This is a genomic window from Oryzomicrobium sp. (genome assembly GCF_021287045.1).
Taxonomy (GTDB): Bacteria; Pseudomonadota; Gammaproteobacteria; order Burkholderiales; family Rhodocyclaceae; genus Oryzomicrobium.
Genome location: NZ_JAJTBG010000001.1, coordinates 252,591 through 277,736 on the forward strand (window position 1 = coordinate 252,591; position 25,146 = coordinate 277,736).

Below are 25,146 nucleotides of genomic sequence, written 5' to 3' on the forward strand. Positions count from 1 at the left end.
CGCCGCAGGCGGCGACGTTATAATTACGGGCTGTCCAAAATTCAACGACCACTTTCAACGCAATCGGGAGCTTCACGCATGAACGTCAACGCCCTGTCCGCCGGCAAGGACCTGCCCAACGATATCAACGTGGTGATCGAAATCCCCGCCAACCAGCCCGGCATCAAGTTCGAGCTGGACAAGGATTCCGGCGCCATCGTGGTGGACCGGTTCATGGCCACCCCCATGCACTACCCCTGCAACTACGGCTTCGTGCCCAACACCCTGTCCGACGACGGCGATCCCACCGACGTGCTGGTGGTGGCCCCGGTGGCCCTGCCGGCCGGCTCCGTGATCCGCTGCCGCCCCGTCGGCGTGCTGCAGATGGAAGACGAAGCGGGCATGGACGCCAAGGTAGTGGCGGTTCCCCACTCCAAGCTGACCCCGCTGTACGACAACGTGAAGAGCATCAACGACCTGCCCGAGCTGCTGATCAAGCAGATCACCCACTTCTTCGAGCACTACAAGGATCTGGAACCGGGCAAGTGGGTCAAGGTCTCCGGCTGGGGCGACGTGGACGCCGCCCGCGCCGAGATCGTTGCCAGCGCCGCCCGCGCCCAGGCCAAGTAAGCCGATCCTGGCACCGTAGCCGGCCAGCGGCCGGCGATTCGGCATACAATCGGCGGGGCCGCCGGAGTCGCAAGACCCGGTGGCCCTTTTCATTGCCGGCGCCGTGCGCGCCGGCCCGCTCCCGCATCCTTCGCCTTCGTTTCCGCACTCCGCCATGGCCACCCTCCGCCTTGCCATCGCCCAGCTCAACGTCACCCTGGGCGACCTGCCCGGCAACGTCCAGCGCATCCTCGACGCCGCCCGCCGCGCCGCCGACCGGGGCGTTCGCCTGCTGCTGACCCCCGAGCTTTCCCTGACCGGCTACCCACCCGAGGACCTGCTGCTGCGCCCGGACTTCTACCGGGCCTGTGACCGGGCCATGGCCGATCTGGCCGCCGGCCTGCCCGAAGGCGTGGCGGTGGTGGTGGGCCACCCGGTGGAGGTGCGGGGCTTCCGCTTCAACGCCGCCTCGGTGGCCGAGCGCGGCGGCCTGCGCGCCACCTACCTCAAGCGCCGCCTGCCCAACAGCGAGGTGTTCGACGAGGTGCGCTACTTCACCCCCGGCGAAGGCCCCCTGGTGGCCGATATCGATGGGGTCAAGGTGGGCCTGGCGATCTGCGAGGACGTGTGGGCCCCGGGCCCCTGCGCCGACCTGGCCGCCGCCGGGGCCGAGCTGATCCTGGTGCCCAACGCCTCGCCCTACCACCTGGGCAAGGGCGCCGAGCGCCTCGACGTGCTCGCCGCCCGGGCCCGGGAAACCGGCCTGCCCCTGGTCTACGCCAATCTGGTGGGCGGCCAGGACGAGCTGGTGTTCGACGGCGGCTCCTGGGCCGTCCAGGCCGACGGCACCCCGGCGGCCCGGGCGCCCCAGTTCGAGGAAGACCTGCTGGTGCTCGACTACGCCGACGGCCGCCTGGCCGGCCCTGCCCCCCTGCCCGACCTGGGCATCGAGGAAGAGGCCTACCTGGCCCTGGTGCTCGGCGTGCGCGACTACTTGGGCAAGAACGGCTTTCCCGGCGCCATCATCGGCCTGTCCGGCGGCATCGACTCGGCCCTGACCCTGTGCGTGGCGGTGGACGCCCTGGGAGCGGACAAGGTGCGGGCGGTGATGATGCCCTCGCCCTACACCGCCGACATCAGCCTGGACGATTCCCGCGCCCTGGTGCGCACCCTGGGGGTGCAGTACGACGAGATTCCCATCGCCCCGGCCATGGCCACCATGGAAGGTCTGCTGGCGCCGCTGTTCGCCGGCCTGCCGGCGGACACCACCGAGGAGAACATCCAGGCGCGCATCCGTGGCAACTTGCTGATGGCCCTGTCCAACAAGACCGGCCGCCTGGTGCTGACCACCGGCAACAAGTCGGAGATGGCGGTGGGCTACTGCACCCTCTACGGCGACATGGCCGGCGGCTTCGCCGTCATCAAGGACATCGCCAAGACCCTGGTGTACCGCATCTGCCGCTGGATCAACCGGGACGGGGAGATCATCCCCGAGCGCATCATCACCCGGCCGCCCTCCGCCGAGCTCAAGCCCGGCCAGGTGGACCAGGATTCCCTGCCGCCCTACGACGTGCTCGACGCCATCATGGAAGCCTACGTGGAGCAGAACCGCTCCCCCCGGGAAATCATTGCCCAGGGCTTTGCCGAGGCCGACGTGCGCCGGGTGGTGCGCCTGCTCAAGATCGCCGAATACAAGCGCCGCCAGGCCCCCATCGGCATCCGGGTGACCCGGCGCGGCTTCGGCAAGGACTGGCGCGTGCCCATCACCAACCGTTATGCTGACGAATACTAGAATTCAAATGCACGCCCCGAGGGGGCACCGAGGAACTCACCATGAAAAAAGTTGAAGCCATCATCAAACCCTTCAAGCTCGACGAAGTGCGCGAAGGCCTGTCCGAAATCGGCGTCACCGGCTTGACCGTCACCGAGGTCAAGGGCTTCGGCCGGCAGAAGGGCCACACCGAGCTGTACCGCGGCGCCGAGTACGTGGTCGACTTCCTGCCCAAGATCAAGGTCGAGATCGTGGTCGCCGACAGCCAGGTGGATTCGGTCATCGAATCCATCATCAAGGCCTCCCGCACCGGCAAGATCGGCGACGGCAAGATCTTCGTCACCCCGGTGGAGCAGGTGGTGCGCATCCGCACCGGCGAGACCGACGAGGCCGCCGTCTGAGCGTCTGATTGCCGACCATCCGATGCATCCGCCGGCACAGCCCGGCGTGCCACGACGCCCCGCTTGCCGGGGCGTCGGCGTTTTGGCTTTGCGCGTTTTCCCGGCGTCTAGCAGCCGAGGGAAAAACGGGCATCGCTCAATTCCTTCCGCCGCGTCGTCCAATGATCCCCTTCCGTCGCCGAGTGGGGCTGGCGCAGGATGGCATCGACCCGGGTGATGTCCTGGGCCAGGGCCTCGCACTGGGCCGCTTTTCCGTCCACGGCCGCGGTCCGCATGGCTGTCGGTTCCGGGTAGGCATGGCGGGCTTCCCGCTCCGCCGCCATGGCGGCCACCCGCTGCCGGAGCCGTTCCACCTCGGCCTGGGCGGCTGCCGGATCGGCGGCGCCGGTGTGGCGCTCCACCGCGACCAGCTGCTCCCCCGCCCGGCAGCCCTGGTCCCGGTAGGCATTCCCCTGGGGGCCACGGCACTTGTACAGTTGAGGGACGGTCGGGGCGGCGGCTTGCGGTGCAGGCGCCGCTGGACGGGCCGTTGGCGTCGCAGCAGCCGATGCGGGCTGGGGAACGGGGCTCGGCCCCGGCCCCGGTACCTGGCCCTGTTCCCCGTGGACCACCAGCAGGACTGCGCCGCCCATGACGGCGGCAGCGAGCAAAAACGACAGGGCGAGGGTGCGCGGCGATTCCATGGGATTAGGCATCGTGGTTATGCTCGGAGTATAAAACGTACCCGATTTGGAACGGCCGTGCCCGGCCGGGGTCTGTCCTAGTCCGATGTTTTTCGCAGCCTTTGCCGCCGGAGCCGGCGGCCCACGTTCAAGGAGTGTGTCATGAAGCGATCCACCCTCATTGCCTGTTCCCTGGTTGCCGCCATTACTGCGGCCTGCGCCTCCACCCCCCCGGACGGCGGCGCCCGGGCTGCCCTGGAGGCCCGGTCCGGCAGCAACGTGGCCGGCGAGGTGCTGTTCTCCCCGATCCCCGGCGGCCTGCGGGTCGAAGTGCGGGCCACCGGCCTGACCCCGGGCGAGCACGGCTTCCACGTCCACGAGGTGGGCGACTGCTCGACCCCGGACGCCATGAGCGCCAAGGGCCACTTCAACCCGACCGGCAAGCCCCACGGCCACTACGGCATGGGCGAGTACCATGTCGGGGATATCCCCAACCTGGTGGCCGACGGCAACGGCGTGGTCCGCCAGCGCATGGACATCATGGGCATCGCCCTGGACGGCCCCAACAGCGTCCTCGGCCGGGCCGTGATCATCCACGCCGACGCGGACGACTACAAAACCCAGCCCGCCGGCAACTCCGGCAAGCGGGTGGCCTGCGGCGTGATCCGCTGACCGTCCGCGCCGCCCCGCCCGCCACCGACCAGGAGACCCGATGAATCGACCCGTGTTCGCCGTATCCGCCGCCCTCGCCAGCCTGTTCATCGTCTTGTCCGCCCTGTTTCCCAGGCGCGCGGCCCGGGCGGTGGCCTGGGTCCAGGACGGGATACTGAGCGACTTCGGGTGGTTCTACATACTGGCGGTGGCGCTCCTGCTGCTATTCGTCGTCGTCCTGCTCTTTTCGCCTTACGGCCGCATCCGCCTGGGCCACGACGGCGACGAGCCGGAGTACAGCTACCCGACCTGGTTCGCCATGCTGTTCTCCGCCGGCATGGGCATCGGCCTGCTCTTCTACGGCGTGGCCGAGCCGGTGCAGCATTTCGTCGCGCCCCTGGGGGCGGCCGGCGGCACGGTGGAGGCGGCCAAGGCCGCCTTCGTCACCACGCTTTTCCACTGGGGGCTGCACGCCTGGGGCATCTACGTGGTGGTGGGGTTGGCTCTGGCCTATTTCGCCTACCGCCACGACCTGCCGCTCACCATCCGCTCGACCCTGCTGCCCCTGCTCGGCGACCGCATCCACGGCCCCCTGGGCCATGCCGCCGACACCCTGGCGGTGCTCGGCACCCTGTTCGGCCTGGCCACCTCCCTGGGCTTCGGCGCCCTCCAGGCCAATGCCGGCCTGGCCTACCTGGGGGTGGCGGACAACGGCCTGCCCCAGCAGCTGGCGCTGATCGGCCTGATCACCCTGGCCGCCACCGCCTCGGTGGCCAGCGGCCTGGACCGGGGCGTGCGCCGCCTGTCGGAACTCAACCTGCTGCTCGCCCTGTTGCTGCTGCTCTTCGTCTTCATTGTCGGCCCCAGCGTCTTCCTGTTGTCCACCTTCGTCGAGGGAGTGGGCAACTACCTGTCCCAGATCGTCGGCCTGAGCTTCCGCACTACCGCCTTCCGCGGCGTCGAGTGGCAGAAGAGCTGGACCATGTTCTACTGGGGCTGGTGGGTGTCCTGGGCGCCCTTCGTCGGCATGTTCATCGCCCGCATTTCCCGGGGGCGCACCCTGCGCGAATTCGTCGCCGGGGTGCTGTTCGTCCCGGCCCTGTTCAACGCCCTGTGGTTCACCGTGTTCGGCAACACCGCCCTGCACAGCGAACTGTTCGGCCCCGGCGGCATCGCCGAGGTGGTGGCCCGGGACATGCCGGCGGCCCTGTTTACCCTGCTCGACCAACTCCCCTGGGCGGGGCTGACCACGGCCCTGGCCACCGTTCTGGTCGTCACCTTCTTCATCACCTCGGCCGATTCCGGCGCCCTGGTGATCGACATCCTGGCCCATGGCGGCGACCCCACGCCGCCCCTGTGGAGCCGCATCTTCTGGGCCCTGTCCGCCGGCGGGGTGGCGGCGGTGCTGTTGGTGACGGGCGGACTCCAGGCCTTGCAGACGGCGGCCATCGTCATGGCCTTGCCCTTTTTGCTGATCATGATCGCCATGGCCGCCTCGCTGCTGCGCGCCCTGCGCGCCGATCCGGGCCAGGACCAGGCCGAATCCGGCCCAGCCCTGGCCCCGGCGGCGGATTTCGCCCTGCCGGTGAGCGAGGACGCCGGCCCCGGCGACGACTGGCGCGCCCGTTTGGCCGAAGTGGTGGGCCGCCCCGGCCGGGCCAGGGAAGGCGCCGCCTCCCCTCGGGAGCGCACCCGGCGCGAACTGCGCGACTTCATCGCTGCCACGGCGGTGCCCGCCTTCGCCCAGATCCAGGGCGAACTGGCGCGCCACGGCCGCCGCGTGGCGGTGGACCGGCATCCCTACCACGTGCGGGTGGCGGTGCTGTCCGGCGACGGACGGGAATTCGTCTATACCCTGCGCGCCCGGGCGGACGCCTATGGCGCCTTCCGCATGGCCGACGCTGCCGACGGCGCGGGCCGCCAGGAACCGTCCCGGGCCGAGGTGGTGCTGGTGGGCGGCGTGCGCAAGTCCCTTCCCCTGTCCGACTGCACCCGGGAGCGGCTGATCGGCGACTTCATCGCCGAATACGCCAAGTGGCTGGGGTGGTAGGCCGGCGCGTGCTGGAATGGGGAGAAATAGGGAGAAATGGGGGAGAGGGGCCTTGTTGCATGTGGCGCTCATCACAACATGGCCGCCGACAACTCGGTGCAGTCCGGGGGTGGGGGAAGGAAGCGGGGTGAGTCTGGCGTGTAGGAATGCAGGTGCTAACCGTCAGTCGGGAAGACGATTCGTGCATTTACGCCGACCTCTTTGAGCAGATACAAAAGTCCGCCTCCATCGATAAGCTCAATCGGTTTGTCCTTCGAGAACTCGAAGGCGTCCTGCCCATAACCACTGGTTGCCACCAGGATTCCCTTGTTGGCGCCTTCGTTCAGCATCGTGCCGTAAAGGTCCCGGACGGCCGATACACCCACCGTATTCCGATAGCGCTTGCACTGGATGACGACTTTGCCGCCGAGGACCGGGCGCGCATCGAACGCCACCGCATCTACGCCACCGTCTCGCGATGATCTGGTTTGCTTGGTTTCAAGGCCCATGCGATCAAATAAATTGCTCACCAGGTTTTCGAACTCAAACGGCGACAAGTCCATGAGGTTGGGACGCGCTTCGAGGTCGGCCAGTACATCGCTCTGCTCGACGAACCGCTTGTCAATCCTGTTGAAGTCGACAATCGGCTTTACCGCTTGCAGTTCATCGGGGCGGGGCGACACGTTGGCGCCAAGATTCCGCAAGCAGGCCTTCTTGTCGATTCGGGCCAAGTCGATGCCTAGAAAAGTCTCCTTGGTCGCCCGAACCGAAATCAGGTGGGAGGTCATATCCTTGCCGGTAGCCGGATTCACGCCGTGTACGAATCCGTTGAATACCGCTACCTGAACACAATCCATTTGATCCGCTTCGAAAATTTCGTGGATGGTTCGTAAGGCAACCGACGCGACGACGTCCTGATACAAATCTTTGATGTCCGCCTTTTTTCTGGGTTTGCCATTAATCGAGTCAGATGACTTCACATACTTGTAGGAATCTGCCTCAGGGACAATGGCGACCGGCGGCAATTCATACTCAACCACAAGCTCCTTCGATTCTGGGACATAAGCCAGGCGAAATTCTTGGGGGAAATTCTCTGGATAGCGCGACTTTTCCAAGACCATAGTGTTGTAGGTCACGATGGCATCCGCTTCTGCGTTGCGGTAGGCATTCTCCAGTTCATCCACTTCCTGGTTTCGCTGCCTTACCTTGGCGAGGAAGAGATCATGGCTGGTCTTGTGTTTCTTCCGCTCGTTGTTTATCGCCGAGGTATGTTTGATGGCAGCATTTTCGTACGCGCTTATTGCCTCGCTGAAGCGCTGCTCTTCGATGAGAAGGGCTTGCTGGTGGCGCTTAGACGCTCCTGGCACCATGCGAGCTACGAACCCGGGTGGTCGAATCGTATTCCGGACGGGCGCTGTAGGCGCCTGAGCGAGGGCGGTGGGTATCGTGAATGCTGGAAAATCGTCTTCCAGCCGTAGATCGTCAAACTGAATTGTGTCGTTGATCGACAGAGTGTGCGCGAGTAAGGCGTTGAGTTCCGAGACCTCGGATGCCAGATCGGCATTCATGTCATCGGTCTCTTCCAGGCGAGCTTCCAGATATCGCTGCTTTGCTTCTCGGGCGTTTGCCGCAGCCTGCCGTGCATTCGCCCTGACCTGGGCAATTTGGGCTCGGTGTGCCCGCCGCGAGGCTGCGTCTGCTTGTCGTTGTGCTCTAGCCGCCTCACGTGCAATCGCGTTGAGTAGACTCACAACACCCGTTCGCCGTCCCATAATCGCTTTTCCATGTGATCTCAATATGCGATTGGGAATATACGGAAAAAAAGCCCCGGAGCGAAAACCCCGGGGCTTGCGAATCAACAACTGAGGTGGAGTTCCAGGCCTGGCGGGCCTAAAGAACGGTTCGCAGTGTATGCGGGCGGCAGCGGCGGCGGGAGTGACCGGTTGCCGCAGGGCAGGATGCCGCAGGCGGTAGAGGAATGAAGGCTGTGGTGGTCGCCTTCAGCCCCGGGGTGCCCGCAGCAGGATCAGCAGGGCGCCTTCGCCGCCGTCCTGGGGCTTGGCCTGACAGTAGGCGAGGATTTCCTCGCGCTGGGCCAGCCAGCTGCGCGACAGGTGCTTCAACACCGGCTCCCGGTTGGGGGAGCCCAGGCCCTTGCCGTGGATCAGGCGCAGGCAGCGCCGGCCGGCCTCCAGGCTGTCGGCGAGGAAGCGGCGCAGGGCTTCCCGGGCCTCGTCCCGGGTCAGGCCGTGCAGGTCCAGCTCGGCTTGCACCACCCAGCGGCCGCGGCGCAGGTCGGTGAGCACCTTGCGCGCCAGGCCGTCGCGCAGGAAGGCCGGCTCGATGCCCATGTCCAGTCGGTCCTCGAAGGACAGGGGGGAGTCCAGGGCTTCGGCCAGCACCGCCCGCTCGTCCTCCTCGCGCTTGATCGGCCGGGGCGGCGGCAGGGGCTTCTGCACGTCGGCCAACCCCTTGTCCTTGAGCGGGGCCACGGCGCCCACGGCGTGGGCGAAGAGGGCGCCCGGATCGTTGCCGACGCTGGCGGCCAGGTGATCGTAGATGGCCGCTTCCCCAGATGGGGCGCCATTCTCCAGGGGGGCGTCGCCAAACTCGAGGCCTGGCGCGGTTTTCCGCCCGTCCCGGTCGAAGATCAAGGCGTGGCGCGGGGCTTTGTGGTGGCCGATGTCGGCCTGCCCGGTGTCCTTGAGGGGCGTGACTTCCCCGACCAGGGCGCGGAACAGGTCCGGCGAGTCGTCTGCCGGCAGGGGGCGGGACGGGGCCGGAGTAGGGGAATCCGTTTCCTTGAAGGTCGGCTGGACGATGGGCCGGGGGGCGGGCTTGGCCCGTTCCAGCGCCGCCCGGTTGCGCGCCCGGGCCAGGGCCGGGCTGGCGTCGGTGGCGCCCACGGCGGCGCGGAACAGGGCGGCCGCATCCTCGTCTCCGCCGGAGGCAATGGTTGGGGCCGGACGCGCCGCCGAGGCGGGCTTGGCGGCGGGCGCCTTGGCCGGCGCCGGCTTGCCGCCGCCAGGCTCCTGCGGCGTGGCGGGCAGGCGGCTCTTGAGCTTTTCCAGGGCGGAAAAACCAACGCCCGTCGCAAGACGGGCGTGGTCCTTCGCCGGGTGGCGGTGTTTCGCCATGGCGTCCTTACTTGGCCAGGCTGTCCAGGTAGCGCTCGGCGTCCAGGGCGGCCATGCAGCCGGTCCCGGCGGAGGTCACCGCCTGGCGGTAGACGTGGTCCTGCACGTCGCCGGCGGCGAACACGCCGGGGATGCTGGTCTGGGTGGCGTTGCCCTCGCGGCCGCCCTGGGTGATCAGGTAGCCGGTGTCGTCCATCTCCAGTTGGCCCTTGAAGATGTCGGTGTTGGGCTTATGGCCGATGGCGATGAACACGCCCATCACGTCGATGTTCTCGGTGGCGCCGGTCTTGGCGTTCTTCAGGCGCAGGCCGGTCACGCCGGAACCGTCGCCCAGCACCTCGTCCAGGGTGGTGTCGAACTTGATGGTCATCTTGCCTTCTTCGACCTTCTTGAACACCTTGTCCTGCATGATCTTTTCGGCGCGGAACTTGTCGCGGCGGTGGATCAGGGTGACGTGGCTGGCGATGTTGGCCAAGTAGAGCGCCTCTTCCACGGCGGTGTTGCCGCCGCCGACCACGGCGACCTTCTGGTTGCGGTAGAAGAAGCCGTCGCAGGTGGCGCAGGCGGACACGCCCTTACCGGCGAACTTCTCTTCCGAGGGCAGGCCCAGGTACATGGCCGAGGCGCCGGTGGCGATGATCAGGGCGTCGCAGGTGTATTCACCGGCGTCGCCGATCAGGCGGAAGGGCTTGGCATCCAGCTTGGCGGTGTGGATGTGGTCGAAGATCATTTCGGTCTCGAAGCGTTCGGCATGCTTCTGGAAGCGCGCCATCAGCTCCGGGCCCTGCACCCCGTCCGCGTCCGCCGGCCAGTTGTCCACCTCGGTGGTGGTCATCAGTTGGCCGCCCTGGGCGAGGCCGGTGATGAGCACGGGCTTGAGGTTGGCCCGGGCCGCATAGACGGCGGCCGTGTAGCCGGCGGGGCCGGAACCGAGGATCAACAGGGGGCTGTGACGGGTTGTGCTCATGGGGCTCTCTCTTCGCTTTGGTCTTGGATGGGCGCGATTATACCCGGCTCCCGCGCTGGCTTTTTCCATCGCCACGATAGGGCAGGGCTATCGATTGGTTGGGCATGAATTGGTCATGAGCGGGGCTGGTGCGGGTTTGCCGAAGCGGTTTTCCAGACCCGCAATCGGCGTCCGGGGCCATGGATGGCGGTGTGGCACGGTTTTTCCGGCGAGTTCCTCTATAATCTGGGAATATTTCACGTTTTTGCTACTTTCATTCCGTTCATCCAGCTGGGGGAGTGAGCACACGATGGAAACTCGCAGCGCGGCCCACGCCGCATCCCTGAGCCCTTTCGTTCTACGTCGGGTCAGCCTGTTTTCGCGCCTGACCGACGAGGAACTGTCCCGCATCGCCCGCAATTCCCAACGCCGTTCCGTCACCCGCGGCACCGCCGTGGTGCGTTCCGGCGATCCCACCGATTCCCTGTACATCCTGCTCACCGGCTCGGCCAAGGTCACCAACACCGACGACGAGGGGCGGGAAGTGATCCTGTCCCTGCTGGCTCCCGGCGATTTCTTCGGCGAAATGGGCCTGATCGACGGCAGCCCCCGCTCCGCCGACGTGGTGGCCCTGGAAGCCTGTGAGTTGTTGCAGATTTCCCCGGCCGAATTCCAGCGCTGCATCGTGGACCACTTCGACGTGGCCCTGTCCCTGATGCGCGGCCTGGTGCAGCGCCTGCGCGTGGCCGACCGCAAGATCGAGAGCCTGGCGCTGCTCGACGTTTATGGCCGGGTCGCCCGGCTGCTGATCGATTTTTCCGAGGAAGAGGACGGCCGGCGGATCATCACCCGCAAGCTCTCCAAGCAGGACATCGCCAAGATGATCGGCGCCTCCCGGGAAATGGTCAGCCGCGTCATGAAAGATCTGGAAACCACCGGCTACATCCGCTGCGAGCCGGGCCGCATCATCCTCAACGCCGCCTGACCGGGGCGCCTGCCCAATTGTCGCAGCCGGCCGGCGTCCCTCCGGGGCGTTCCGGCGTGGCGGCGGAACGGCGCGGCCGGGTGGCGCGCCGGCGGCCGTATAATGGACCGCCAGTCCATCCTGAACGAGAGATCCCCGTTCCCGCCCCATGGCCCTAGCTTCAAAGTCCGCCGCCCTCGCCGCCGACCGGGAGGCCCCCCTGCCCGACAAGGTGGGCGGGCTGCTCCAGGAATTTCGCTGGCTGCTGCTGGTTCCCCTCTGCGCCTTCCTCGCCATCGCCCTGTGGGGCTTCGACGCCAACGACCCGGGCTGGTCCCACGCCACCGGCAGCGCCGTGGTGCGCAACCCGGCCGGCCGCTTCGGCGCCTGGCTGTCCGACTTGCTCCTCTACCTGTTCGGCGTTTCCGCCTGGTGGTGGGTCGGCCTGATGGTCTATTTCATGATCCGCGGCTACCGCCGCCTGGGGGATGTCGCTACCGACGACGAGCCGGCGGCGCGCCGCCCCCTGGTGCTGGCCACCGTCGGCTTCCTGGTGTTGCTGCTCGCCAGTTGCGCCATCGAATCCCTGCGCTTCCATTCCCTCAGCCATCCCTTGCCCCTGGTGGCCGGCGGCATGCTCGGCGTCGAGCTGTCCGCCTGGTCCGAGCGGGTCCTGGGCTTCACCGGCGCCACCCTGCTGCTGATGGCCACCCTGGTGCTGGGCTGGAGCCTGTTTTCCGGCATGAGCTGGCTCAACTTCTTCGAACGCTTCGGCGCCTTCCTCGAAGGCGCCTGGTTCGGCGGTCGGGGTTTGGTGGAACGCTGGCAGGACCGGCGCATCGGCCGCGAAGTGGCCCGGGAGCGGGAAGCGGTGGTGGAAGTGGAGCGGGAGAAGTTCGAGGACCACGAGCCGATCCTGATCGAGCTGCCCCCTGAGCCGGAGGAAAAGCCCTCGCCCCGCCTGGCCAAGCGCAAGGAGAAGGAACGCCAGCCGGCCCTCTTCCCCGAGGCCGTGGTGGGCGGGCGCCTGCCGCCCCTGCACCTGCTCGACGCCCCGGCGGCCAACAACGATCTGCCCGCCGCCGACACCCTGGAATTCACCTCCCGCCTGATCGAGCGCAAGCTGGCCGACTTCGGCGTGCAGGTGAAGGTGCTGGCCGCCTACCCGGGGCCGGTCATCACCCGCTATGAGATCGAGCCGGCGGTGGGGGTCAAGGGCAGCCAGATCGTCAATTTGGCCCGGGATCTGGCCCGAGCCCTGGCCCTGGTGTCGATCCGGGTAGTGGAAACCGTGCCCGGCAAGTCCTGCATGGCCCTTGAGCTGCCCAACCCCAAGCGCCAGGCGGTGCGCATCTCCGAAATCTTCTCATCCAGGGTCTACAACGAGATGGCTTCGGCCCTCACCGTGGCCCTGGGCAAGGACATCGGCGGCCAGCCGGTGGTGGCCGACCTGGCCAAGATGCCCCACCTGCTGGTGGCCGGCACCACCGGCTCGGGCAAGTCGGTGGGCATCAACGCCATGATCCTCTCGCTGCTCTACAAGAGCGAGCCGGAAGAGGTGCGCCTGATCCTGGTGGACCCGAAGATGCTCGAACTGTCGGTCTACGAGGGCATTCCCCACCTGCTTGCACCGGTGGTCACCGACATGCGCCAGGCCGCCAACGCGCTGCACTGGTGCGTCGGCGAGATGGAAAAGCGCTACAAGCTGATGAGCTCCCTGGGCGTGCGCAACCTGGCCGGCTTCAATGCCCGCATCAAGGAGGCGGAAAAGGACGGCGGCAGCATTCCCAACCCGCTGTCCCTGACTCCTGAGGCCCCCGAACCCCTGCGCCAGCTGCCCTTCATCGTGGTGGTGATCGACGAGCTGGCCGACCTGATGATGGTGGTGGGCAAGAAGGTCGAAGAGCTGATCGCCCGCCTGGCGCAAAAGGCCCGGGCCGCTGGCATCCACCTCATCCTCGCCACCCAGCGCCCGAGCGTGGACGTCATCACCGGCCTGATCAAGGCCAACATCCCCACCCGCATGTCGTTCCAGGTGTCGTCCAAGATCGATTCCCGCACCATTCTCGACCAGATGGGTGCCGAGGCCCTGCTCGGCCAGGGCGACATGCTCTACCTGCCCCCGGGCACCGGCTACCCGCTGCGGGTGCACGGCGCCTTCGTCGCCGACGACGAGGTGCACCGGGTCGTCCAGCACCTCAAGAGCCTGGGCGCCCCCGAATATGAAGAAGGCGTGCTCACCGGCGCCGGGGCCGACGGCGACGACGGCATGGGCGGCGACGGCGGCGAGGACGACGATCCCGAGAACGACGGCCTCTACGACCAGGCCGTGGAAGTGGTGCTCAAGACCCGCCGCGCCTCCATCTCCCTGGTCCAGCGCAACCTGCGCATCGGCTACAACCGGGCCTCGCGCCTCATCGAGGCCATGGAAAAGGCCGGCCTGGTCTCGGCCATGGACGGCCGGGGCGGCCGCGAGGTGCTGGCGCCCAAGCGCGAGGAATGAGTTGGCTGGGATGCCGGGGCAGTCGGCCCCGGCCCCACGGCCTTTCCTGTTCGGCGTTCATCGTCGCCTTCCGCCCCCGATTCCTTACCGTACCCTAGCGCCGACTGCCCCGTCTCCCCGCTTTTCAGACCGCCCGCCGTGCAGCGGACGGACGGCCCCAGCCCTACCGTCCTTTCTGCTTCCTAAATTTCCGGACTCGCCATGACTACCCCCGCCATCGCTTCCCGCCGCCCCTTTCTGCGTACTCTGTGCGCCGCCCTGGCGCTGCCTGGGCTACTCGCTGTGTCACCGGCCTTCGCCGGCGGGGTGGAAAAGCTCAAGAGCTTCCTCGAAACCACCCACACCCTGCGGGCCGATTTCAGCCAGACCGTCACCACCCGCTCCGGGCGCAAGCCCCAGGTGACCACCGGCCAGCTGCTGCTGTCCCGCCCCGGCAAGTTCCGCTGGGAACAGCAGAAGCCCTATCCCCAGCTGCTGGTCGGCGACGGCGAAAAGATCTGGCTGTACGACCCGGAGCTGAAGCAGGTGACGGTGAAGAAATTCACCCAGGCCCTGTCCGGCACCCCGGCGGCCTTGTTGGCCGGCGACAACAACGTGGAAAAGCGCTTCACCCTCACCGAACAGGGCGAGCGGGACGGCCTGGCCTGGGTCGAGGCCGTGCCCAAGCAGACCGACGGCGGCTTCGAGCGCATCCGCCTCGGCTTTGGCGGCGACACCCTGCGCGCCATGGAACTGACCGACAGCTTTGGCCAGACCACCAGCCTCACCTTCCCCAAGCTGGAGCGTAATCCCAGCCTGCCCCCCGCCACCTTCCGCTTCACCCCGCCCGCCGGGGCGGACGTGACCGGCGAGTAAGGCCCCGCTGCCGGCGCTGGCTATTCCCATACTCAGGCCAATCCGGGCCCGCTGCGCAGCCGGCACCGTTGCCGTTCCCCCGCCCGGCTGCCTGTAGGTCAGCCCGCGCGGGGGATGTTTTTTCAAACCACAAGACCCACCCCCCATGAAACAACACCGCTACCGCGTTACCGTCGAACATCTGGCCGACGCCCAGGGCAACCCGGTCGATGCGTCGCCGCTGCGCTTCGAAGTCGGCAACCACGACGACATCATGGCCGTGGTCGCCTACCTGCGTGGCCGGGGCGACCTGCCTGAAGAGACGGCCACCGCCTTCGGCGTCGGCCTCAAGCTGTTCGGCGAGACCCTGCTGGAAAACCGCGACCACCCCCTGTTTGCCGAGTTCTTCCCCCAGTTCGTCGCCTTCATGAAGCACCTCAAGAAAGGTCCGGCCCAGGGCTGACCGCCCCCGTGCAAGCTGTCGGACGGGCGTGCGGCCCGGTATCCATGGCCTGCAATTGAATTGCCACATTCGCCCGCTACACTGGCGCCCGCCTGGGGCGCCTTTTTCTTTTTTGGCCCGGCCCCGGATGTGCAGGCGTTTTGCGCCAATGCTATTGCCCACGCTGCCGCAGAGCCCGCTTCAGGCCGGCGCGGCGCGCCATGAGGATGTTGCCGTGCCCCTGACCCTTACGCCCCGCTGGGCCTTTGTCTCCCGCCTTGCCGCTGCGGCCGCCCTGGCCGGGCTGCTGCTCGCCCCGGCGATCGCCCGGGCGGTCGAGCCCATGAACGGCGCCGGCTCCTCCGCCGCCCACCCGGTCTATCGCATCTGGGCCGAGCAGTACAAGAAGGCCGGCGGCGCCGATCTGGCCTACGACCCGGCAGGCTCGTCGGCGGGGCTGCAACGGATTCGTTCCCGGCAGGTGGATTTTGGCGCCACCGACGTGGCCCCGAAAAGCGAGGACCTGGCCCGGGACGGCCTGGTGCTCTTTCCCACGGTGATCACCGGCGTGGTGCCGGTGGTGAACCTGCCCAAGGTGGACGGCGGCCGGCTGGTGCTCACCGGGGAAGTGCTGGCGCGCATCTTCGCCGGCGAGGTCACCCACTGGGACGCCCCGGAAATCCGTGCCCTCAACCCCGGGCTGGCCCTGCCGGCCAAACCCATCGCCGTGGTGGTGCGCTCCGACGGCTCCGGCACCACCTACAACTTCAGCGACTACCTGGCCAAGGTCAGCCCGGCCTGGAAGCAGAAGCTGGGCGTGGGCACCGCCATCAAGTGGCCCGCCGGCGTGGTGCCGGCCAAGGGCAGCAAGGGCGTGGTGGAGGCGGTCCAGGCCACCCCGGCCAGCATCGGCTACGTGGATTACAACTACGTGGTGGAAAACAAGCTCAAGCCCGTGGCCCTCAAGAACGCCGAGGGCGCCGTGGTCGAGGCCGGCCCCCAGACCTTCCATAACGCCCTGTTGCAAAGCGCCTGGATGCAGGGCGGCGACTTCACCCAGACCCTCACCAACCTGCCCGGCCGCGACAGCTGGCCGATCACCATGGGCACCTTCGTGGTCATGCCCCGGGTGGCGGACAAGCCGGCCAGCGCCATGCCGGTGATCCGCTTCTTCACCTGGGCCTTCCTCCACGGCGACGACCTGGCCAAGCAGGTCAATTTCGTCCGCCTGCCCACCACCATCCAGGCCAAGTCCTACCGCGCCATTGCCAGCATCGTGGACCGCAACGGCGCTCCCATCGGCGTGGGAGCGTTGCGCTGACGCCGGACCCGGGCCGGCCTTCCGCCCATTCCAAGGCGGGGCGCGGCGCGGGTCTGCGGCGGGCGGCCGGGGAGTCTCAGCGCGGTGTGGTCATCAGGTAGCGGGCCAGGGCGTCGAAGGCCGGCAGGGTGGTCGGATCGTTGGCGGCGTTGCCCGCCTGGGGGTGGGACGCATAGCGGGCGATCACCACCTCGGCCTTGGGGTCGATGTAGAGGCGCTGGCCGTGCACGCCCCGGGCCATGAAGGCGCCGTGGTCGTTGTGGGTCACCCACCACATGTTGCGGTAGCTCCAGCCTTGCAGCAGCGGGTAGCCCCCCTGGGCGAAGGCGGCCTTGTCGCCCCCCCGGCGGATGTCGTCCACCACCGCCTTCGGCACGATCTGCCGGCCGTGGAAGCGGCCGTCGGTGCGCAGCATCTCGCCGAAGCGCGCCAGGTCGCGCAGGCCCGTGTTCAACCCGCCGCCGGCGAAGGGCGTGCCGATCGAATCCACCGTCATGTAGGCGTCCTGCTCGGCGCCAAGGGGGCGCCAGATGCGCTCCGAAAGATAGTCCGCCACGTTGCGGCCCGTGACCCGGGCGATCAGCCAGCCCAGCACGTCGGCGTTCACCGTCTTGTAGCCGAAGGCCGCGCCGTGGCTGCCCTGGGGCTGCACGCCCTGCAAATACTCGTAATAGCTGCGCGGGCCGGTGTAGTCCCGGGGCTTGGGCAGCGGGCTGCCTGCCTGGGCATGGGCCCAGACCTCGGCGTTCGGGTCGTCGTAATCCTCGCTGAATTTGAGGCCGGTAGTCATGTCCAGCACCTGGCGCACGGTGGCCGTACCGAAGGCCGAGCGGGCCAGTTCGGGGATGTAGTGGGCCACGGGCTTGTCGGCGTCGAGCAGCCCTTCGGCCACCAGTAGCGCGCCGAGGGTGCCGACCACGGACTTGGTCACCGACATGGCGCCATGCTGGCCGTCGTCCTTGAGCACGCCGAAGTAGCGCTCATAGACGATGCGCCCCCGGTGCAGCACGACGATGCCGTCGGTGTAGTTGGCGGCCAGGGACTGCTCCCAGGTCATGGGTTCGCTGCCACCGAGGGGAACGAAGCGGACCGCGTCCAGGTCCTTGCGCAGCGCCCGGGGCAGGGGATCGATGGCGCCCAGCCCCCGGGAGACGTTGATGGTGGGCATCAGTTGGCGAAAGTTGGCGACGCTCCAGCGCAGTGCCGGAAAGCGGAAGTAGCTGCCGTCGTCGAAACGCAGGATGCGCTCGGGGGGCGGCGGCGACCCCACCATCCAGCCCAGGGCTGCCGGGTCGCTGGCCGCGGCGTCGGGCACCGGAGAAGCGGCGTGGGCGGTGGCGGCCAGCGCCAGGCAGGCCGCCAGGGCAGCGGCGCGAGGAAAGGGGCGAAGGGGGCGAAATCGGTTCATGGCGGCATCTCCCGGCAATGGGCCCTGGCCCGCAACTGCACCTGGGGCGCGGGCGGCGGCAGGGTAGGACGAAGGCATCGTGCCCAGAAACTATAGCGAACCCGGGCGCCCCCATCGGTTCGACTCTGTAACGACAGGACCGGCGGTGGGCCGCGCTGTCGGAGCATCCCCGGTCATGGGAGGCGCTGTGCGCTTTCGCACGGCATATCGCGCAAACCCGAGGGCATAATGTCAGGTGACTGACAACCATTGGCCGGCAATGCTCCGGCCTGCCCGGGAGGCGCAGCGACGCGTATGGCACCATGGCAACCCTGATTCCCGCAATCTCCACTTGCGCCGGGCGCATGACCGCCGGCGAAAACCGCTTCGCCCGGCGGCTCGAAGCCAAGCTCGAAGACGACTACCTGCTCTGGTACGACGTGCCCGTGGGCCCGGCCAACCTGCATCCGGACTTCATCGTCTTCAACCCGCGCCGGGGCATCCTGGTGCTGGAGGTCAAGGACTGGAAGCTGGACACCCTCCAGGCCATGGACCGGGACCACACCACCCTGGTCACCGCCGATGGGGTTAAGCAGGTGCCCAATCCCCTGGAGCAGGCCCGCCACTACGCCCACGCCGTGGCCGACCTGCTCAAGCGCGATCCCCAACTGACGTTTTCGTCCGGGCGCGAGCAAGGGAAGCTCTACTTCCCCTGGGGCTACGGCGTGGTGCTCACCAACATCACCCGCAAGCAGTTCGACGACACCGACCTGGGCGAGGTGATCGCCCCCCACCGGGTGATCTGCCGCGACGAGATGGAAGAGGGCGTCGATGCCGAAGCCTTCCAGCAGCGCCTGTGGGGCATGTTCCCCTTCAGTCGCAGCACCGCCCTGTCCCTGCCCCAGATCGACCGCATCCGCTGGCACCTCTTCCCCGAAATCCGCATCAACGCCCCGCTCCAGGGCAAGCTCTTCGCCGACCCGGAGGTGGCCGACATCCCGGACATCGTGCGGGTCATGGACTTGCAGCAGGAACAGCTCGCCCGCAGCCTGGGCGAAGGCCACCGGGTCATCCACGGCGTCGCTGGCAGCGGCAAGACCCTCATCCTCGGCTACCGGGCCGAACACCTCGCCCAGGTCTGCCAAAAGCCCATCCTGGTGCTCTGCTACAACCGCACCCTGGCCAACCGCCTCGCCCAATCCATGGCCGCCAAGGGCCTGGCCGGCAAGGTGCTGGTGCACACCTTTCACCAGTGGTGCCGCGCCCAGTTGGTGGCCTACAACGCCGGCCTGCCGGAAAAGGGCAACGAGAAAGACGGTGACCAGAGCGCCTACTTCGCCGCCATGGTCGAGCGGGTCATCGGCGGCGTGGACCGGGGCCTCATCCCCGGCGGCCAGTACGACGCCGTGCTCATCGACGAAGGCCACGACTTCGAGCCCGCCTGGCTCAAGCTCGTCACCCAGATGGTCAACCCGGACACCAACTCGCTCTTGGTGCTCTACGACGACGCTCAGGACATCTATGCCCGGGGCAAGAAGCAGAAATTCAGCTTCAAGAGCGTCGGCATCCAGGCCCAGGGCCGCACCACCATCCTCAAGATCAACTACCGCAACACCCACGAAATCCTGCAACTGGCCGCCAGCTTCGCCAAGGACCTGCTCCAGCCCGCTGGCGCCACGGTCAATGGTGCGGCCGACGAGGACGGCGTGCCCCGCCTCGCCCCCATCAGCGGTGGCCGCCACGGCCCCGAACCCCTGGTGATCCGCCTGCCCACCATCAAGGACGAGGCCGAGCACATCGCCAACCGCCTAAAAGCCGCCCACCAGACCGGCATCCCCTGGAACGACATGGCGGTGATCTACCACGACTACGCCAAGGTGGGAAAAGCGGTGATGGACGTGCTGGCCGCCAAACGCATCCCCTACACCTTCCACAAGAAAGCCACCTTCGCCCCGGACGAACACACGGTAAAGGTGCTCACCATGCACAGTTGCAAGGGCCTGGAATTCCCCCTGGTGGCCATCCCCGGCGTGGGGGTCATGGAGCAGGAGGAGGAAAAGCGGGATGAATACGCCCGGCTGCTCTATGTGGCGATGACCCGGGCGACGCAGGAATTGGTGGTGGTGGGGTGAGTCATATTTGAAAAGTAACGATGGCAATCGGCCAGAAGCCGCAATTGAGGATTGCTTCCGATAATGGGCCTCCGAGCTCCTTATTTCTTTTTGCGTTATTAAAGTTGTTGTACATACTCGGCTAAACATATTTGTTGCCTGGGAATGAATATTCTGTGCGTAATTATCCCAGGGGGTTGATTCGCGTGGGAGCCCAAGGGGCTGTTTAAAAGCTCTCGGTTGTATTTGAGGAAAAGGCGGAATGAGCGTCGAAGTCTTTGTGCTAAATTTTTTATACAGCCTGCTGGCTACTCTTATAGGTGGTGGAATTCTTGCGTTGCTCTTATTTTGGCTAAAGGAGAATGTTTTTCCACTTCCGAATATCGCTGGTCGCTGGTATTTTCAAGTGCGAACTGTCAATACTACCTATAATCCCTATAAGGGGATGGTTTTGGGCTATGTGGCGATACTTTTGCGTGTAGGTAATCGTATAGAAGGAACTGTTGAAAAGGTTTATGAGAACTCATCTACAGGGGAAAGATATTATGAAGAAAAAAACCGTACCAGGGCAGTGATTAAGGGGTTCGTAGAAAAGAGGTATTTTTCAAAAGACTTTGTTTCTCTACATGTTGTCGAAAACGGGTTCGGTCGAGAGTCAACGCATTTCTATGAGCTCGTGGCGAGGTCCGATGAAGAGATGGCTGGGAGTTTTACTTCCATGGTTGCCAACCAAGATGGAGAGGTTAAATGGCAAAGAGAAAAGCCTTGGGCGAAATGCGATATGAGTTGATGTGATATGTTTTTAGATTTATTTTAAAGTAATTAAATCCGGCCTGGTGACGGCGAGTGAGATAAAGTTACCTGCTGGGTAATAATTTTATTTTGATAATTTTGAGGCTATTTAAGTGAATAATTTTTTTGTTCACTTTCACTAAGCGCAGATAAGAAGCCGTGGAATGAATGCAATCGGTACTATTCGGCAGTTGTCAGATATTTTTAAGACGATTGAGCGAGGAGATTTTCTTCCCCTGCATACTTACCATGTGCGAGGAAGAAAAGGAAAGCTGTTGGGGATTGTTGGGAATGGCCTATGCTACCCGTTACAGCCTTCCCGAAACTCCGAGCTGCTAAAAAAGTGGCTATTAGAGGTAGAGGATAAAAGGTTCTATCAGCACGGCGCTATCGATTTCAAAGGAGTTGCCCGCGCATTTTTCAAGAATTTGATTGCTGGTAAGCTTGTTCAGGGTGGGAGCACGATTACGCAACAATTGGCTCGAACCCTTTTCCTTGATCCTTCACGCACATGGGTAAGGAAGCTATCTGAGGCCGTCATTGCCTTAAAACTTGAGCGGCACTTGACTAAAGACCAGATACTTAATGCCTATTGCGATTTTTCATATATGGGTCGTGGCAGTAGAGGTTTTGAAGCGGCGGCGAGAATCGTATATAGGAAGTCATTCAAAAAACTAGAGCCAGACCAAATTCCTGCATTGATAGGATTGCTTGGGGCCCCCGAGAGATTTCATCCTGAAAACAACGAAGATCGGTTTTGGATGAGGGCCAAGCAAAAAGCCAGGACACTAGGGGTTGAAATTGTAAACGCCTCGGTTAATCCAATTCGCATATTGCGTACGCCTAACAAGCGAATCGAAAGTGCGGTGAAAGATGAACTGGTACGGGCTGGTTTTACTGAGCGAGACATTAAGGCTGTTGAGCTCACCTTGGATGAATCGCTTCAGAGATCGATTGACCAATTGCTAATGGAGGTATCAAGGCGGCAGGAAGTCGCTCAAGTCGCTGCTATTGTTATTTGCAATAAAACTGGAGATATTCTCGCTGAGTCGTCTTGGAGTAAAGGTCAGATAACTCAATTTAGTCCTAGCTTTTCAGGATGCATACAACCTGGATCGACATTCAAGACTTTTGCGCTTCTAACCGCGATTGAATACGGGCTGTCGACTGAAACAACTTTCGAATCAGCTCCCTACCATTCAGAAAACAAGGCTGGGGCGAAGTGGCAGGTCAGAAACTATGGGCATGCCTATCATGGATGCTTGACATTAGAAGAGGCTCTTAAAAGGAGTGATAATTCGGTTTTTGCACGTTTAGCCGACTGCCTTGATCAGGATCTGTTGGCGTCCACATATGAGCGGTTTTCCTTAATCAATAGGAGCTCCTTTACGACTGCAGCAACTCTAGGTGGGGTTCGAGATGGAGTTTCGCTGTTAAAGCTTGCGAGCGCGTACGCCTCCATTGCCCGTAATGGGGTGACGATAGAGCCTCGTCTAGTACGGTTTGTTGAATATGAGGATGGCCAGACAGCATTCGTAAGGCCAAGTTGCAGTCGAGTGGTGGCTGATTATGCAGCGATCCAGACTCTTAAGCAGGTACTTGCCTATTCAGGCATTAGAACTATCTCACAGAATATTTCTGGGAAAAGTGGCACTACTAAGAAAAGTAGCCTGTTTGCAGGATATAACGACGATGTTTCAATAAGCCTATGGCTCAACTTCAATCACGAGCAACCTGAGCATGGTCCAAAGGATTTAACAGCTATTCAGATTGTAAAAAATATCGGAAAGAGCTTGCTGGAATGGTCTGAGAATCGCGCATTTTCGATTGTTTGAGATGATGGAAATCCTAAAAGTCTTAGTGGCACCTATCCTTGTGGCACTCGTTAGTTGGCTTGTTAAGGACTACATGTTTGCCCAGCAAAAGGCTAAGCAAGATTTGCTTCGAAATGAGTGGCTTAGGCGCTTGACAACATTCTGGTCGCCTTTGTTTCTTTGGTCTGGAATGGTCTTGTTTCCTAAGCATGGGGATGGTCATAACATTGAGAAAGCAGTTTCCGAATTGACTACAGCCTTGGCAGGAAATGCTCACCTGCTTCCAATTAAGCATTACTACGTAATCATGTCGCTTATTGAAAAAGCAACTGTATTGCCTGAAAAGGATCTTGATTTAAGCGTTGTTAACGATACTCGAGCTTATGTTTATAGGCAAATAGAAATACTTAACTATCTGTTGTATAAACGCGATAACAGCTTTGATCCGCTGACTAATGCAGAATTTATTGGTTCCCCCTTGGCGCTGGTTAGGGCTGCAGCAAACACAACGCTACATCTATTAACCTGGGGGCTATTGGCTGGGTTTTTATATCTTGGGTATTTCTTTTTGAGTGAAGGTAATTTATTTGGAAGTATTTTGTATTCGTTTATATTAATTCTGCCATTGTGGGCTGATGCTGAAAAAAGAATCGAGATGCGTCGTGAAACAGTCAATCACCGAGCTGGAAGGAATAAATATGGGCTGCTCGCAATGCTTCGTTGGGGCAAGAAAAAATTGGCGTGATGCACTAGTCTTTAACCTTCCGCGACATCACTTGAACGATTGCTTCTGTATGTAACGTATGTCAGCTAAGGGGTGATTGCTGATGACGTGCTAGTCCTCCAGTCCTTGGGAGCTTTGAACCGAGAGTACTGTTCTCCTACGCGCTATCATTCGCTCCATGAGCGACCTGTTTTCTTCCCTGGAGCCGCCCGTCCCTGAGGGCGGCTCCGCGCCTTCCGGGGTGGATGCCCCGCCGCCGCCCCTGGCGGAGCAGTTGCGGCCCAAGACCGTGGCCGAGGTGATCGGCCAGCAGCACCTGCTCGGGCCGGGCAAGCCCCTGGCTCTGGCGTTTGCCTCGGGCGAGCCCCATTCGATGATCTTCTGGGGGCCGCCGGGGGTGGGCAAGACCACCCTGGCGCGGCTGATGGCAGACGCCTTCGACGCCGACTTCATCGCCCTCTCGGCGGTGTTCTCCGGCATCAAGGACATCCGCGAGGCCATGGCCCGGGCCGAGGCGGCGCGGGCCCGGGGGCGGCGCACCATCCTGTTCGTCGACGAGGTGCACCGCTTCAACAAGGGTCAGCAGGACGCCTTCTTGCCCTACGTGGAATCGGGCACTGTCACCTTCGTCGGCGCCACCACCGAGAACCCGTCCTTCGAGGTCAATTCGGCCCTGCTCTCCCGGGCCTCGGTGTATGTGCTGCAATCCCTCACCGCCGAGGAAATGGGCCAGTTGTTCGCCCGGGCCCGGGAAAAAGCCTTCCCCGAGCTGACCTTCGACGAGCAAGCCCAGGAGCGGCTGATCGGCGTGGCCGACGGCGACGCCCGCAAGCTGCTCAACCTGCTGGAACAGATCCGTACCGCCGCCCGTACGGCCAAGACCACCACGGTGGACGGCGACTTCATCAACGCCGCCCTGGCCCAGCAGCTGCGCCGCTTCGACAAGGGCGGCGAGGCCTTCTACGACCAGATTTCGGCCCTGCACAAGTCGGTGCGTGGCTCCAACCCGGACGCCGCCTTGTACTGGCTGGTGCGCATGCTCGACGGCGGCGCCGACCCGCGCTACCTGTCGCGCCGGCTGATCCGCATGGCCTGGGAAGACATCGGCCTGGCCGACCCCCGCGCCGCCGAGATCGCCACCACCGCCGCCGACACCTATGAGCGCCTCGGTTCCCCCGAGGGCGAGCTGGCCCTGGCCCAGGCGGTGATCTACCTGGCGGTGGCGGCCAAGAGCAACGCCGGCTACATGGCCTACAACCAGGCTCGGGCCTTCGTGCAGCGCGACGTGTCGCGGCCGGTGCCGATCCACCTGCGCAACGCCCCGACCAAGCTGATGAAGGAACTGGGCTACGGCAAGGAATACCGCTACGCCCACGACGAGCCCAACGCCTACGCCGCCGGCGAAACCTACCTGCCCGACGGCATGGCCGACCCCGGCTGGTACCAGCCCGTGCCCCGGGGCATGGAAGCCAAGATCGGCGAAAAGCTGGCCTGGCTGCGGGGCCTGGACGAAGAAGCGCGGCAGGAGGCCCGGGCCGCCGAACGCGCCCGGCGCGGCGCTGGGGCGAACCCTGCCAACGCCGCCAATGCCAATGCCGCCAACCCCGGCGTGGCCCCGGCGGCCAAGCCCGTGGCGCCCGCCAAACCGCCCAAGCCGCAAAGCGAGGATTGAGGCTGGCGGGCCGGTGATACATGAATTTTTTTAATGTTTCCCGTGGGTAGGATCGCCAAGGTCTAATAATGGCGCGGACCTTGGGTTTTGGCTGCGCCTGAAACATTAATTTTCTTCATGTATCACCGGGCGGGCGCTTGATTGCGTGGCCGATGATCGATGCCCTAGATGGCTCCCCAGCGGCAATCCAGCGGCAGGGGGCGCTCGGCGTGGCAGTGGTTGCCGCAATGCCACGATGCCTGAGCACCGGAGCACCGGCGGGCCGGGCCAGCGTAGCGCGCTCGCAGCGCAGCTCCCATGTGCGTGGCAGGGCGCTTTACCTACGGCCCGGCCCGCCACGTAGCGACACGATGAGGCCGTGGCGCCTCTCGGCCGGCCCCGCGCTCTTGCCGTTGCC

The 25,146-nt window shown here is 64.4% G+C and carries 20 protein-coding genes; 15 read left to right on the top strand and 5 right to left on the bottom strand.

The genetic code is table 11. The features are described from left to right. The first annotated feature begins 78 nt into the window (after positions 1-78). The 3 genes from ppa to LWW89_RS01175 all read left to right on the top strand — a co-directional run bounded on the left by ppa (position 79) and on the right by LWW89_RS01175 (position 2,760). Positions 79-609, top strand: coding sequence for an inorganic diphosphatase (gene ppa, locus LWW89_RS01165; protein WP_293259855.1), 531 nt, complete (start codon positions 79-81; stop codon positions 607-609). Between the two features lie 154 nt (positions 610-763). Further along, complete coding sequence (locus LWW89_RS01170) at positions 764-2,380, top strand: NAD+ synthase (protein WP_293259858.1); 1,617 nt, start codon at positions 764-766, stop codon at positions 2,378-2,380. A 41-nt stretch (positions 2,381-2,421) separates the two neighbouring features. Next, positions 2,422-2,760, top strand: a complete 339-nt coding sequence (locus tag LWW89_RS01175) for a P-II family nitrogen regulator (protein WP_293259861.1) — start codon at positions 2,422-2,424, stop codon at positions 2,758-2,760. Between the two features lie 107 nt (positions 2,761-2,867). Here the strand turns inward: LWW89_RS01175 and LWW89_RS01180 are convergent, their stop codons facing one another. Continuing rightward, positions 2,868-3,455 carry a hypothetical protein gene (locus LWW89_RS01180; protein WP_293259864.1) on the bottom strand — a complete coding sequence of 196 codons (588 nt, stop codon included), beginning with the start codon at positions 3,453-3,455 and terminating at the stop codon, positions 2,868-2,870. Between the two features lie 129 nt (positions 3,456-3,584). On the opposite strand from LWW89_RS01180, the gene LWW89_RS01185 reads away from it, so the two are divergent. Beyond that, positions 3,585-4,094 carry a superoxide dismutase family protein gene (locus tag LWW89_RS01185; RefSeq protein ID WP_293259867.1) on the top strand — a complete coding sequence of 170 codons (510 nt, stop codon included), beginning with the start codon at positions 3,585-3,587 and terminating at the stop codon, positions 4,092-4,094. A 40-nt stretch (positions 4,095-4,134) separates the two neighbouring features. Beyond that, entirely contained in the window at positions 4,135-6,123 is a 1,989-nt protein-coding gene (locus tag LWW89_RS01190) for a BCCT family transporter (protein WP_293259870.1), read from the top strand. Between the two features lie 155 nt (positions 6,124-6,278). On the opposite strand, the gene LWW89_RS01195 is transcribed toward LWW89_RS01190, so the two are convergent. The 3 genes from LWW89_RS01195 to trxB form a co-directional block, all read right to left on the bottom strand. Beyond that, positions 6,279-7,670, bottom strand: a complete 1,392-nt coding sequence (locus LWW89_RS01195; protein ID WP_293259873.1) for a restriction endonuclease — start codon at positions 7,668-7,670, stop codon at positions 6,279-6,281. Positions 7,671-8,102: 432 nt separating this feature from the next. Continuing rightward, on the bottom strand, positions 8,103-9,239 hold the full coding sequence (locus LWW89_RS01200; protein ID WP_293259876.1) for a Smr/MutS family protein: 1,137 nt from the start codon (positions 9,237-9,239) through the stop codon (positions 8,103-8,105). A gap of 7 nt (positions 9,240-9,246) precedes the next feature. Further along, on the bottom strand, positions 9,247-10,206 hold the full coding sequence (gene trxB, locus LWW89_RS01205) for a thioredoxin-disulfide reductase (RefSeq protein WP_293259879.1): 960 nt from the start codon (positions 10,204-10,206) through the stop codon (positions 9,247-9,249). 289 nt (positions 10,207-10,495) lie between these two features. Between trxB and LWW89_RS01210 the strand changes: the two genes are divergently transcribed. From LWW89_RS01210 to pstS, 5 genes are all read left to right on the top strand, one after another. Beyond that, positions 10,496-11,170 (top strand): cyclic nucleotide-binding domain-containing protein, encoded by a 675-nt coding sequence (locus LWW89_RS01210; protein ID WP_293259882.1) that lies wholly within the window; start codon positions 10,496-10,498, stop codon positions 11,168-11,170. 148 nt (positions 11,171-11,318) lie between these two features. Continuing rightward, the gene (locus LWW89_RS01215; RefSeq protein ID WP_293259885.1) at positions 11,319-13,652 is read left to right on the top strand and encodes a DNA translocase FtsK; all 2,334 of its coding nucleotides are present in this window, start codon (positions 11,319-11,321) and stop codon (positions 13,650-13,652) included. A gap of 201 nt (positions 13,653-13,853) precedes the next feature. Next, the gene (lolA, locus tag LWW89_RS01220; RefSeq protein ID WP_293259888.1) at positions 13,854-14,507 is read left to right on the top strand and encodes an outer membrane lipoprotein chaperone LolA; all 654 of its coding nucleotides are present in this window, start codon (positions 13,854-13,856) and stop codon (positions 14,505-14,507) included. 145 nt (positions 14,508-14,652) lie between these two features. Further along, positions 14,653-14,949: a DUF3861 domain-containing protein gene (locus LWW89_RS01225; protein WP_293259891.1), complete on the top strand. Its 297-nt coding sequence runs from the start codon at positions 14,653-14,655 to the stop codon at positions 14,947-14,949. Positions 14,950-15,163: 214 nt separating this feature from the next. Beyond that, on the top strand, positions 15,164-16,249 hold the full coding sequence (gene pstS / locus LWW89_RS01230; RefSeq protein ID WP_293259894.1) for a phosphate ABC transporter substrate-binding protein PstS: 1,086 nt from the start codon (positions 15,164-15,166) through the stop codon (positions 16,247-16,249). 76 nt (positions 16,250-16,325) lie between these two features. On the opposite strand, the gene LWW89_RS01235 is transcribed toward pstS, so the two are convergent. Continuing rightward, positions 16,326-17,657, bottom strand: coding sequence for a serine hydrolase (locus LWW89_RS01235; protein WP_293259897.1), 1,332 nt, complete (start codon positions 17,655-17,657; stop codon positions 16,326-16,328). 302 nt (positions 17,658-17,959) lie between these two features. Between LWW89_RS01235 and LWW89_RS01240 the strand changes: the two genes are divergently transcribed. The 5 genes from LWW89_RS01240 to LWW89_RS01260 all read left to right on the top strand — a co-directional run bounded on the left by LWW89_RS01240 (position 17,960) and on the right by LWW89_RS01260 (position 24,749). Continuing rightward, positions 17,960-19,768 (top strand): 3'-5' exonuclease, encoded by a 1,809-nt coding sequence (locus tag LWW89_RS01240; RefSeq protein ID WP_293259900.1) that lies wholly within the window; start codon positions 17,960-17,962, stop codon positions 19,766-19,768. 241 nt (positions 19,769-20,009) lie between these two features. Beyond that, complete coding sequence (locus tag LWW89_RS01245) at positions 20,010-20,537, top strand: hypothetical protein (RefSeq protein ID WP_293259903.1); 528 nt, start codon at positions 20,010-20,012, stop codon at positions 20,535-20,537. 166 nt (positions 20,538-20,703) lie between these two features. After that, positions 20,704-22,374 carry a transglycosylase domain-containing protein gene (locus tag LWW89_RS01250; RefSeq protein WP_293259906.1) on the top strand — a complete coding sequence of 557 codons (1,671 nt, stop codon included), beginning with the start codon at positions 20,704-20,706 and terminating at the stop codon, positions 22,372-22,374. Between the two features lies 1 nt (position 22,375). After that, complete coding sequence (locus LWW89_RS01255) at positions 22,376-23,098, top strand: hypothetical protein (protein WP_293259909.1); 723 nt, start codon at positions 22,376-22,378, stop codon at positions 23,096-23,098. Between the two features lie 157 nt (positions 23,099-23,255). Continuing rightward, positions 23,256-24,749 (top strand): replication-associated recombination protein A, encoded by a 1,494-nt coding sequence (locus LWW89_RS01260; protein ID WP_293259912.1) that lies wholly within the window; start codon positions 23,256-23,258, stop codon positions 24,747-24,749. Positions 24,750-25,146 lie beyond the last annotated feature (397 nt).